Source organism: Flavobacterium sp. GW821-FHT12A05 (assembly GCF_058807735.1).
In genome coordinates this window covers 337394-349890 of the sequence record NZ_JBXAQY010000006.1, presented here as the reverse complement: position 1 = coordinate 349890, position 12497 = coordinate 337394, and the positions used below count along the sequence as shown (strand labels likewise).

Genomic DNA, 12497 nt, shown 5'->3' with positions numbered 1-12497 from the left:
ATTATTATTACAATTACAATGCGTACAGGTACAGTAAAATTTTTCAATGAATCTAAAGGTTATGGATTCATTACAGACGAAGAAACAGGAAAGGACATCTTCGTTCACGCTTCAGGAATTAACGCGGAAGAATTACGCGAAGGTGACCGTGTAAGCTATGAAGAAGAAGAAGGAAGAAAAGGGAAAGTTGCTGCTAAAGTAGCAGTAATCTAAGAAAAATATAGCAATTTATTTTTTTTGCCTCTGAATGGTTTTAAAAACGCCCCGAAGTATCGGGGCGTTTTTTTTTGCCCTTTTCTTAAAAAAAACTTAAAAAACGACATTGTTATTTATAATGGATAAAAATTACAATTAATCACCCTTTTCTGATACACTTAAATCCTTTTTTAGCTTGTGATTTACGTCGTTGAAAGTTATCTTTGTGGCTTATTCTTTAAGTAAAAAAGTTAAGCTTATGCAATCTGATCAATACAGTTACATTCCTATCCTGATGCAGTTCATTCTGGCTGTTGGTTTTGTAGTAGGAACAATCATTATTTCTGGAAAATTAGGCCCAAAAAGAACCTCTGAAGTTAAAGATAAAAACTTCGAGTGCGGTATCGAATCTGTTGGTAATGCCCGTATTCCTTTTTCAGTAAAATATTTCCTGGTTGCTATCTTGTTCGTTTTGTTTGATGTAGAGGTTATTTTCCTTTACCCTTGGGCAGTAAACTTTAAAGATCTTGGTGTTGAAGGAATGCTGAAAATGATTGTTTTCATGTCATTACTTTTAGTAGGCTTTTTCTACATCATCAAAAAGAAAGCATTAGAGTGGGAGTAAAGAAATTTTAGATTTCAGATTATAGATTTTAGATTGAAAGCGATTTAGAATTTTAGATTTGAAAACAAATTTCTCAAAATACAATATTCATTTTTTAAAATATTGATTTCGGTTTCAGGATCATAAAATCTAAAATCAGAGATCTACAATCTAAAATTAAAATGAGCGATTCAAATGTAAATATGGTTGCGCCACCGGAAGGAGTTGTAGGAGAAGGTTTCTTCGCTACAAAACTAAATGACGTTGTTGGTTTGGCACGCGCGAATTCTCTTTGGCCTTTACCTTTTGCAACATCTTGCTGCGGAATTGAGTTTATGGCAACAATGGCGTCACATTACGATTTAGCACGATTTGGATCTGAGCGTGTGAGTTTCTCTCCTCGTCAGGCAGATATGTTATTAGTAATGGGAACTATTTCTAAAAAAATGGCTCCAATTTTAAGACAAGTTTACGAACAAATGTCTGAGCCTCGCTGGGTAATTGCTGTTGGAGCTTGTGCTTCATCAGGAGGTATTTTTGATACTTACTCAGTATTGCAAGGAATTGATAAAGTAATCCCGGTTGATGTTTATGTTCCAGGATGTCCTCCAAGACCAGAACAAATCGTTGACGGAGTAATGAGATTACAAGAATTGGTAAAAAGCGAATCTGTTAGACGCAGAAGCTCTCCAGAATACCAAGAATTATTAGCTTCCTATAACATTTCATAAGATGGCTTTAGAAAATACCCTGATTCAAGATAAACTTACAGAAACATTTGATACAAGTGTTTTTAACTTTCAACAAGAAAGAGATATTTTTTCATTAGAAACAACTGCTGAAAAAATTACAGCTTTGATTCTTTTTTTGAAAAACGATTCCGAACTGCGTTTTCACTTTTTAACAGATTTATGCGGCATTCATTATCCGGACAACGATTTAGATCGTCAGTTTGCTGTAGTGTATCATTTGCATAACTGGTACGAAAACAAACGTATTCGAATTAAAGTTTATCTGAATGGCGAAAAACCAGAGATCAAAACTGTTTCAAATATCTTCTTGAGTTCAAACTGGATGGAAAGAGAAACATACGATTTCTTCGGAATCAACTTTATCGGCCATCCGCAATTGAAACGTATTTTGAATATGGATGAAATGGTGTCTTTCCCAATGAGAAAAGAATTCCCAATGGAAGACAGCGGAAGAACTGATAAAGACGACAGATTCTTTGGAAGAACAACAACAAATTGCTAAAAAAATAAATAATTCAACATTATAAAATGTCAGAACTATTATTACCACCAGAGCATCGTTATGCTAAAATAATTAAGGAGAAACTTAACGAAGATGGAAGCGAGCTTTCGGTTCTAAACTTAGGTCCAACTCACCCTGCGACTCACGGTATTTTTCAAAATATCCTATTAATGGATGGTGAAAGAATTCTAGAGGCTGAACCAACTATTGGTTACATCCACAGAGCTTTCGAAAAAATTGCCGAAAATCGTCCGTTTTATCAAATTACTCCTCTTACAGACCGTATGAACTATTGCTCCTCTCCTATTAACAATATGGGATGGTGGATGACATTAGAAAAACTATTAGGTGTTGAAGTTCCAAAAAGAGCACAATACTTAAGGGTTATCGTAATGGAGCTGGCTCGTATTACAGACCACTTAATCTGTAACTCGATTCTTGGAGTTGATACTGGTGCGTATACTGGTTTCTTATACGTTTTTCAATTTAGAGAAAAAATCTACGAAATCTACGAAGAAATTTGTGGAGCTCGTTTGACAACAAATATGGGAAGAATTGGTGGTTTTGAAAGAGACTGGTCTCCAGAAGCTTTCAAAAAACTAGACACTTTCCTTGAAGAATTTCCAGTTGCATGGAAAGAATTCGAAAGCTTATTCGAAAGAAACAGAATTTTCCTTGACAGAACCGTAAACGTAGGTGCAATCTCTGCAGAGCAGGCAATGGCTTACGGATTTACAGGTCCTAACTTACGTGCTGCCGGAGTTGATTACGACGTTCGTGTTGCGCAGCCTTACTCATCTTACGAAGATTTTGATTTTATTGTTCCTGTTGGAAAATCAGGTGATACTTATGATCGTTTCTGTGTTCGTAATGCTGAAGTTTGGGAAAGTTTAAGTATTATTCGTCAAGCGTTGGATAAAATGCCAGCCGGAAATGAATATCATGCAGAAGTTCCTGATTATTACCTTCCTCCAAAAGAAGATGTATATAATTCGATGGAATCGTTAATCTATCACTTTAAAATTGTAATGGGAGAAGTTCCTGTTCCGGTTGCCGAAATTTACCATCCTGTTGAAGGAGGAAATGGAGAGATAGGTTTTTATTTAGTTACAGACGGAAGCAGAACTCCATATAGATTACATTTCAGAAGACCTTGTTTTATTTACTACCAGGCATATCCTGAAATGATTAAAGGCTCTTTACTTTCTGATGCAATTGTTATCCTTTCGAGTTTAAACGTAATTGCAGGAGAATTAGACGCCTAAAAAATTGTTGATTTTAGATTTTAGATTTTAGATTGCTGGTTGAGAATGCAGATTTTAGAATTTAGGTTTAAAATTATTATTAGGAATTGAAAAATTCAGATTGAAGAATCTAAAACTTAAACAATGATTGAAGAATCATAGATTGTAGACAAAGATTAAAAAAATCTAAAATCTAAAAATCTAAAATCTAAAATTAAAAATGGAACGTAAACATTACAAACAAGAAATAAATATGACTGAGGCATTGATCGCTCGTATCAATGAATTGATCAGCCATTATCCGGAAGGCAAACAAAAATCGGCTTTACTGCCTGTTTTGCATGAAGTGCAAGACGCGCATAACAACTGGCTTAGCATTGAATTGCAGGACAAGGTTGCCGAAATTCTTCAGATCAAACCAATTGAAGTTTATGAAGTGGTTACTTTTTATACCATGTTCAACCAAAAGCCAATTGGGAAATACATGTTTGAATTTTGCCAGACTTCTTGTTGTTGTTTAAATGGTGCCGAAAATTTAATGGATTATACTTCTGAAAAATTAGGCATTAAAATGGGCGAAACAACTCCAGACGGAATGTTTACCATTGCCGGAGTAGAATGCTTAGGTGCGTGCGGATACGCTCCGATGCTGCAATTAGGCGATTTTTACAAAGAAAAATTGACAGAAGAAAAAATCGATCAGTTAATCGCTGATTGTAGAGATGATAAAATAATATTACACGATAAATAAGATGTCACAAAAAATATTATTAGATAAAATCAATATTCCTGGAATTAAAACCTACGAAGTGTATCGCCAAAATGGTGGTTATGCTTCTGTAGAAAAAGCTTTAAAAACACTTACACCGGATGAAGTTACTGAAGAAGTAAAAAAATCAGGTCTTCGTGGTCGTGGAGGTGCAGGTTTCCCTGCCGGAATGAAATGGAGCTTTATTGATAAAAAATCAGGAAAACCAAGACACTTAGTTTGCAACGCCGACGAATCTGAGCCGGGAACATTTAAAGATCGTTATTTGATGGAATTTATTCCTCACTTATTGATCGAAGGAATGATTACTTCTAGTTTCGCACTAGGCGCTAACCTTTCATACATCTACATTCGTGGAGAGTATATGTGGGTTTTCAAAATTTTAGAAAGAGCAATCGCCGAAGCAAAAGCTGCCGGATGGTTAGGAAAAAATATATTAGGTACAGGTTACGATTTAGAATTACACGTTCACTGTGGAGCCGGAGCTTACATCTGCGGAGAAGAAACTGCACTTATTGAGTCTCTTGAAGGTAAAAGAGGAAATCCTCGTATTAAACCGCCTTTCCCTGCAGTTTCAGGACTTTGGGCAAATCCAACAGTGGTAAACAACGTTGAAACTATTGCAACTGTGCCGTGGATCATCAACAATTCTGGTGATGATTATGCTAAAATTGGAATTGGACGTTCAACAGGAACTAAATTAATTTCTGCTTCAGGACACATTAAAAATCCGGGAGTATACGAAATTGAATTAGGTTTAAGTGTAGATGAATTCATGAATTCTGATGAATATTTAGGAGGAATGTCTTCAAGCAGACCTTTGAAAGCATTTGTACCTGGAGGTTCTTCTGTGCCAATTTTACCAGCTGAATTAATTTTTAAAACGGCAAACGGCGAAGATCGTTTAATGACTTACGAATCTTTAAGCGATGGTGGTTTTGCTACCGGATCTATGTTAGGTTCAGGCGGATTTATTGTTTACAATGATACTGCTTGTGTAGTAAGAAACACTTGGAACTTTGCTCGTTTTTACCACCATGAATCTTGCGGACAATGTACGCCTTGCCGTGAAGGAACAGGATGGTTAGAAAAAATATTATGGAGAATCGAAAACGGTCAAGGCCGTGAGGAGGATATCGAATTATTGTGGAGTATTCAAAGTAAAATTGAAGGAAACACAATTTGCCCTCTAGGAGACGCAGCTTCTTGGCCAGTAGCAGCTGCAATTCGTCACTTTAGAGATGAGTTCGAATATCACGTTCGTTTCCCTGAAAAAATCAAAAATAGAGATCACTTTGTTGCTGAACCTTTTTCGCAAGTAAAACATTTAGTAGGCAGACAAACAGTTTAAAAATAGTTTCAAGTTTCAAGTTTTTTTTAGTTTCAAGTACATCAGCCTGAAACTTTAAACCTGAAACTAAAAAAACAAAAGAAGATGAAAGTAACCATAGACGGTCAAAGTATAGACGTAGAGCCAGGAACAACGATCCTGCAGGCTGCACGTATGATTGGTGGAGATTTGGTACCGCCAGCCATGTGCTATTACTCAAAATTAAAAGGGAGCGGTGGAAAATGCCGCTGCTGCTTAGTTGAAGTTTCTAAAGGTAGTGAAGCTGACCCAAGACCAATGCCAAAATTAATGGCATCTTGTGTAACAGGATGTATGGACGGAATGGAAGTAAACAGTAAATCTTCTGCCAGAGTAACGGAAGCCCGTAAATCTGTAACAGAATTTTTATTAATCAACCACCCATTAGACTGCCCTATTTGTGATCAGGCTGGTGAATGTGATTTACAAAACTTAAGTTTTGAGCACGGAAACCCAAAATCACGTTTTATTGAAGAAAAAAGAACATTTGAACCGGAAGATATTGGTCCAAATATTCAACTGCATATGAACCGTTGTATTTTATGTCAAAGATGTGTACAAGTTGCAGATCAATTAACAGACAACAGAGTTCACGGAGTATTAGATCGTGGTGACCACGCTAATATTTCAACCGGAATTTCTAAAGCAATCGACAATGAGTTTTCTGGAAACATGATTGACGTTTGTCCGGTTGGAGCCTTAACTGACAAAACTTTCCGTTTTAAATCAAGAGTTTGGTTTAATAAACCTTATAACGCACACAGAGAATGTACTACTCCTGGATGCTGCGGTAAAACTACAGTTTGGATGTTTGGAGGAGAAATTCAACGTGTAACGGGTCGTAAAGACGAGTACCATGAAGTTGAAGAATTCATTTGCAACAGCTGTCGTTTTGATCACAAAAATGTTTCGGACTGGGTTATTGAAGGACCTAGAGAATTTGAAAAAGATTCTGTAATCAACCAAAACAACTACGTACAAAAATTAGAGAAAGTTGAAATCGATACTGAAAAGAACATTCTTTTAGGAAGAGATATCGACCGTAAAAAAATTAGTATGGCAGCAATTCCATTAACTACAAACGATAAAAAATAAGAAATGGAAAGTGCATTTATTATAGAAAAAAGTGTTGTTATTGTTGTCGTTTTTGCGGTAACAATGATTATGGCAATGTATTCTACATGGGCTGAGCGTAAAGTTGCGGCTTTCCTTCAGGATCGTGTTGGACCAAACCGTGCAGGTTGGGGAGGTTTATTACAACCTCTTGCCGATGGTATGAAATTATTCTCTAAAGAAGAATTTTTCCCAAACACACCAAACAAATTTTTATTTGTTGTAGGTCCGGCAATTGCAATGAGTACGGCCTTGATGACAAGTGCTGTAATTCCGTGGGGAGATAAACTTCACCTTTTTGGAAAAGACATTTACCTGCAGGCGACGGATGTAAATATTGCTTTATTATACATTTTTGGAGTTCTTTCTGTTGGAGTTTACGGTATCATGATTGGTGGATGGGCTTCTAACAATAAATTCTCATTAATGGGTGCTGTTCGTGCCGCTTCTCAAATGGTTTCTTATGAAATCGCAATGGGATTATCGATGATCGCTTTATTGATGATGACTGGAACAATGAGTTTAAAAGAAATTTCATTACAGCAGTCAGGAATGAACTGGAATGTTTTCTATCAGCCTTTATCTTTTTTAATATTCTTAATTTGCTCATTTGCAGAAACTAACAGAACTCCGTTTGACTTAGCAGAATGTGAAAACGAATTAATTGGAGGTTACCATACTGAATATTCTTCAATGAAAATGGGATTCTATTTGTTTGCTGAATATGCAAGTATGTTTATCTCAGCTACTATTATTTCTGTATTATTCTTTGGAGGATATAACTATCCGGGAATGCAATGGATGGTAGACAATGTTGGTATTAACACAGCTAACTTATTAGGTATCGCAGTATTATTTGTAAAAATATGTTTCTTCATATTTTTCTATATGTGGGTGCGTTGGACGATTCCAAGATTTAGATATGACCAATTAATGAACTTAGGCTGGAGAATTTTGATTCCGCTTTCGATTATTAATATCATGATTACGGGTGCTGTTATTTTAAGACACGATATCGCAGCAGCTTTAGGATTCTAAGAACCGTAATGCCCTAGCCCTGATAGAAGCGGCATCCTTTTATGGTGGGGTTCACCATAAAAGATACAGCGGATAGCAGGATTAAGCTTCAAATAAAAACAAAATAGATTTTGAATTTGATTGAACTCAAATTGTAAATCATAAATCATAGATTAAAAAATGTCAATAGAAACTATATCATTATCGGGTAGAAAAAAGGTGGTGTCAAATAAAGACATGACTTTTTTGGAACGATTGTATCTTGTGGCGATTGTAAAAGGTCTGGCTATTACGCTTAAACACCTTTTTAGAAAAAAAATTACGATTCATTATCCGGAGCAGGTTCGTGAGATGAGCCCGGTTTATCGTGGCCAGCACATGCTGAAACGTGATGAGCAAGGTCGTGAAAATTGTACGGCATGCGGATTATGTGCTTTATCATGTCCTGCAGAAGCTATTACAATGAAAGCTGCAGAACGTAAGCCAGATGAGAAACATTTATACAGAGAAGAAAAATATGCTTCGATTTATGAAATCAATATGCTTCGTTGTATTTTCTGTGGTTTATGTGAAGAGGCTTGTCCTAAAGATGCTATTTATTTAACGACATCTAAAGTATTAGTTCCTGCTAACTATGAGAGAGAAGATTTCATTTTTGGAAAAGATAAATTAGTGATGCCTTTAGAAATGGCTATTAAAAACTCACAACTTAATAACGCTAACTAATGATACATATTCCTGATTTCGCAAACGCAACTCCTGTAGGTGTTATATTTTGTATTTTAGCGTTTATTACAGTAATAACTGCTTTTTTAACCATTTTTAGCAGAAACCCTATTCACTCAGCAATTTACTTAGTGATTTGTTTCTTCTCTATTGCTGGTCATTATTTATTATTAAACTCACAATTTTTAGCAATTGTACATATAATAGTCTATTCTGGAGCGATCATGATTTTGTTCCTGTTTACGATTATGTTAATGAATCTCAACGAACAAAAAGACGTTCACCGTCCTAGAATTACACGTTTAGGAGCAGTAGTTTCTTTTTGTTTGATTTGTATCGTTTTAATCGCAATTTTCATTAACTCGAAACCAATTGTTGGTGATTACGATTCGACTGGAGAAGATTTCCAATCTATTAAAGTATTGGGTAAAATATTATTGAACGAGTATATGGTGCCTTTTGAATTTGCTTCTATTTTACTTTTGGTTGCGATGATTGGAACTGTATTATTGTCTAAAAAAGAAAAATTAAAAAAATAATGGGTAATATATTAAATCAAATAGGTATTGAAAATTACATCTTTTTAAGTGTTGTACTTTTTTGTATTGGTGTTTTTGGTGTATTGTACAGACGAAATTCAATTATCGTTTTCATGTCTATCGAAATCATGCTGAATGCAGTAAACCTTTTATTTGTGGCTTTTTCAACTTACCATCAGGATGCACAAGGACAAGTTTTTGTATTCTTTTCGATGGCAGTTGCTGCTGCTGAAGTTGCGGTAGGATTAGCGATTTTAGTTTCTATTTTCAGAAACATCGGCTCAATTAGTATCGATAATTTAAAAAACTTAAAAGGATAAAATAGAAATGGATACCAATTTAGCTTTAGTTTTAGTTTTAGCTCCTTTTTTAGGATTTTTAATCAATGTTTTCTTTGGAAAAAGCTTAGGAAAAACAGTTTCCGGATTTATCGGAACTGCTGCCGTGGCTGTTTCTTTTATAGTTACTCTTGTACTTTTTAATCAAATTACTTCAACCGGAAAAGGAATTGAAGTTACTTTGTTTGACTGGATTCAAATTAGTAATCTAAAAATTAATCTTGGATTTTTATTAGATCAATTATCTGTTCTTTGGTTACTTTTCGTAACCGGAATTGGATCTTTGATTCACTTATACTCTATCAATTACATGCATGATGATGAGAATATGCACAAATTTTTTGCCTATTTAAATCTGTTCGTGTTCTTTATGATCACACTTGTAATTGGAAGCAACTTATTAGTTTTATTTATTGGTTGGGAAGGTGTTGGACTTTGTTCTTATTTACTTATCGGATTCTGGCATAAAAACCAGGATTATAACGATGCAGCAAAAAAGGCTTTCATCATGAACAGAATTGGGGATTTAGGTCTTTTAATTGGTATGTTCATCATTGGTTCAATGTTCTCTACTTTAGATTATACAACTCTAAAAACGGCAATCGCCGGAACAGCAGACTTAAATTTACCATTGCTTTCTTTAGCAGCTTTATGTTTGTTTATTGGAGCTTGTGGTAAATCAGCTCAAATTCCGTTGTACACTTGGTTACCAGATGCAATGGCAGGACCAACTCCTGTTTCTGCTTTAATTCACGCTGCTACGATGGTAACAGCAGGTATTTTTATGGTAACGAGATTGAACTTTGTTTTTGATCTTGCGGCAGATGTACAAACTGTAATTGCCATTATTGGAGCGATAACTTCATTAGTAGCAGCTACAATTGGTCTAGTACAGACTGATATTAAAAAAGTATTAGCTTATTCTACTGTTTCTCAATTAGGATTAATGTTCTTGGCATTAGGTTTTGGAGCTTACGAAGTAGCTGTTTTCCACGTTATCACACACGCTTTCTTTAAAGCTTGTTTATTCTTAGGATCTGGTTCTGTAATTCACGGTTTACATGGTGAACAGGATATGCGTAAAATGGGTGGATTGCGTAAAGCAATGCCAATTACTTTCTGGACGATGTTGATTTCTTCATTGGCTATTTCAGGGGTTCCGTTTTTCTCAGGTTTCTTCTCAAAAGATGAAATTTTATTGACAGCTTTCCATCACAGTATTCCATTGTATGTTGTTGGATCTATTGCTTCAATCATGACAGCTTTCTATATGTTTAGATTGATGTTCTTAACTTTCTTTAAAGATTTTAGAGGAACTGAAGAACAAAAACATCATTTACACGAAAGCGGTGCTTTAATTACTTTCCCTTTAATCATTTTAGCAATTCTTGCCACTTTTGGGGGATTAATTAGTTTACCTGGGAACAGCTGGTTAAATGAATATTTAGCTCCTTTATTTACTAAAGCTGCAGGCGAAGAACATCATTTAGGTGCAACAGAATATACTTTAATGGGAGTTGCTGTATTAGGCGGATTATTAGGAATTTTAATTGCTTACATCAAATACTTCAAACAAGATAATGTTCCTGAAGCAGACGAAAATATTACAGGCTTAACAAAAGTATTGTATAACAAATATTATGTAGATGAAATTTACGATGCGATCTTTGTTCGTTCTGTAAATGCATTATCAAGATTCTTTAGAGACTATATTGAAACCGGCTTATCTGCACTTGTTTTCGGATTAGGAAAAATAACGAATGAATTAGCTTTTCAAGGTAAAAAACTGCAAACAGGAAGTATCGGATTATATCTTTTCGCTTTCGTTTTAGGTCTTTGCGCGATTGTTTCTTATATATTTTTAGCTCAATAATTTTATAACTATGAACGTTTCTCTTATATTAATTATTCTTTTAGTTGGTGCATTTATCACCTATTTTGCTGGTGACAAAATCGCTTCAAAAGTAGCTTTGTTCTTTAGTTTGGCAGCTTTAGGCTGTTCGGTTGTATTGTTAAACCATTTTAATGCTGGAGAAAACATCAGCCTTATTAATGCGTGGATTAATCAGCCTAAAATTTCATTTGCGCTAAATGCTGACGGATTAGGTCTTGCCATGCTTTTATTGACAACGGCTTTAACTCCAATTATTATATTCTCTTCTTTTGGAAACGAATATAAAAATGCTAAAGGTTTCTATGCTCTAATTTTATTTATGGCTTTTGCAATGACAGGAACTTTCCTTGCTGCAGATGGTCTTTTATATTATATTTTCTGGGAGTTAGCTCTTATTCCTATTTACTTTATTGCTCTTATCTGGGGTAACGGAGATGCTGAAGAACGCAGAAAAGCAGTAGTTAAATTCTTTATCTACACACTTGCCGGATCTTTATTCATGTTAGTTGCTTTCATTTATTTATATCAAAAAGCAGGCAGTTTCTTAATCGAAGATTTATACAAACTGGATTTATCAGCTTGTGAGCAGTTTTGGATTTTCCTTGCTTTCTTCCTTGCTTATGCAATCAAAATTCCAATTATTCCTTTCCACACATGGCAGGCAAATGTGTACCAAAAAGCACCAACTGTTGGAACAATGCTTTTGTCAGGTATCATGTTAAAAATGGGATTATACAGTGTTATTCGCTGGCAATTGCCAATTGCACCCCTAGCTGCAAAAGAATACATGAACATCTTTATTGCATTAGGAATTGCGGGAGTTATCTACGGTTCTATCGTAGCTTTAAGACAAAAAGATTTAAAGAAATTATTAGCTTATTCATCTCTTGCTCACGTTGGATTAATCGCTGCCGGAACTTATACCTTAACAATTGATGGTTTCCGCGGAGCAGTTTTACAAATGATCGCTCACGGTTTTGTGGTTGTTGGATTATTTTATGCTGCAGAAATTATCTACAGAAGATTTGAAACTAGAAATATTAGTGAATTAGGCGGTATTCGTACACAATCTCCAAAATTCACCTCAATGTTTTTAATTTTGGTATTGGCGTCTGTTGCTTTACCAACTACATTTAACTTCGTTGGAGAATTTACAGTATTATACAGTCTTTCTCAAATTAATATCTGGTTTGCTGTTTTAGGTGGTACAACCATTATTTTAGGAGCTTACTATATGCTTAAGATGTTCCAAAACGTAATGTTGGGCGAGATAAATTCAAAAACTTTTGCAGATGTTTCTGTTAACGAAGGAATTTCTATGGTAGCAATTATTGCTGTTTTAATATTCTTTGGATTTTATCCAAAACCAATTACAGATTTGATTACTCCAAGTTTAGAAACGATTTTAAACGTTATCAATAAGAATTAATATTTT

At 35.0% G+C, this 12497-nt stretch carries 14 protein-coding genes; all 14 read left to right on the top strand.

The features are described from left to right. Window positions 1-18: 18 nt before the first annotated feature. The 14 genes from AC1RRQ_RS15920 (at window position 19) to AC1RRQ_RS15855 (ending at window position 12491) form a co-directional block, all read left to right on the top strand. Window positions 19-213, top strand: coding sequence for a cold-shock protein (locus tag AC1RRQ_RS15920; RefSeq protein ID WP_007137066.1), 195 nt, complete (start codon window positions 19-21; stop codon window positions 211-213). A gap of 241 nt (window positions 214-454) precedes the next feature. Next, window positions 455-820, top strand: a complete 366-nt coding sequence (locus tag AC1RRQ_RS15915) for an NADH-quinone oxidoreductase subunit A (RefSeq protein WP_071636313.1) — start codon at window positions 455-457, stop codon at window positions 818-820. Window positions 821-981: 161 nt separating this feature from the next. After that, complete coding sequence (locus AC1RRQ_RS15910; RefSeq protein ID WP_053471545.1) at window positions 982-1530, top strand: NADH-quinone oxidoreductase subunit B; 549 nt, start codon at window positions 982-984, stop codon at window positions 1528-1530. A gap of 1 nt (window position 1531) precedes the next feature. After that, on the top strand, window positions 1532-2053 hold the full coding sequence (locus AC1RRQ_RS15905) for an NADH-quinone oxidoreductase subunit C (protein WP_493024020.1): 522 nt from the start codon (window positions 1532-1534) through the stop codon (window positions 2051-2053). A gap of 26 nt (window positions 2054-2079) precedes the next feature. Next, a complete protein-coding gene (locus AC1RRQ_RS15900) occupies window positions 2080-3318 on the top strand; it encodes an NADH-quinone oxidoreductase subunit D (RefSeq protein ID WP_493024019.1) in 1239 nt (412 codons plus the stop codon). Between the two features lie 199 nt (window positions 3319-3517). After that, complete coding sequence (locus tag AC1RRQ_RS15895) at window positions 3518-4048, top strand: complex I 24 kDa subunit family protein (protein WP_493024018.1); 531 nt, start codon at window positions 3518-3520, stop codon at window positions 4046-4048. 1 nt (window position 4049) lies between these two features. Beyond that, window positions 4050-5417, top strand: coding sequence for an NADH-quinone oxidoreductase subunit NuoF (gene nuoF / locus AC1RRQ_RS15890; RefSeq protein WP_493024017.1), 1368 nt, complete (start codon window positions 4050-4052; stop codon window positions 5415-5417). A gap of 84 nt (window positions 5418-5501) precedes the next feature. Further along, complete coding sequence (locus AC1RRQ_RS15885; protein ID WP_493024016.1) at window positions 5502-6530, top strand: NADH-quinone oxidoreductase subunit G; 1029 nt, start codon at window positions 5502-5504, stop codon at window positions 6528-6530. A gap of 3 nt (window positions 6531-6533) precedes the next feature. Then, window positions 6534-7586, top strand: a complete 1053-nt coding sequence (gene nuoH / locus AC1RRQ_RS15880; RefSeq protein ID WP_493024015.1) for an NADH-quinone oxidoreductase subunit NuoH — start codon at window positions 6534-6536, stop codon at window positions 7584-7586. Between the two features lie 159 nt (window positions 7587-7745). Then, a complete protein-coding gene (locus AC1RRQ_RS15875) occupies window positions 7746-8291 on the top strand; it encodes a NuoI/complex I 23 kDa subunit family protein (RefSeq protein ID WP_493024014.1) in 546 nt (181 codons plus the stop codon). Continuing rightward, entirely contained in the window at window positions 8291-8830 is a 540-nt protein-coding gene (locus tag AC1RRQ_RS15870) for an NADH-quinone oxidoreductase subunit J family protein (RefSeq protein WP_493024013.1), read from the top strand. The genes AC1RRQ_RS15875 and AC1RRQ_RS15870 overlap by 1 nt, the downstream gene beginning before the upstream one ends. Beyond that, a complete protein-coding gene (nuoK, locus tag AC1RRQ_RS15865) occupies window positions 8830-9150 on the top strand; it encodes an NADH-quinone oxidoreductase subunit NuoK (RefSeq protein ID WP_012023318.1) in 321 nt (106 codons plus the stop codon). Before AC1RRQ_RS15870 ends, nuoK begins: the two co-directional genes overlap by 1 nt. A gap of 7 nt (window positions 9151-9157) precedes the next feature. Continuing rightward, window positions 9158-11041: an NADH-quinone oxidoreductase subunit L gene (gene nuoL / locus AC1RRQ_RS15860; RefSeq protein WP_493024012.1), complete on the top strand. Its 1884-nt coding sequence runs from the start codon at window positions 9158-9160 to the stop codon at window positions 11039-11041. A gap of 10 nt (window positions 11042-11051) precedes the next feature. Next, the gene (locus AC1RRQ_RS15855; RefSeq protein WP_493024011.1) at window positions 11052-12491 is read left to right on the top strand and encodes a complex I subunit 4 family protein; all 1440 of its coding nucleotides are present in this window, start codon (window positions 11052-11054) and stop codon (window positions 12489-12491) included. Window positions 12492-12497 lie beyond the last annotated feature (6 nt).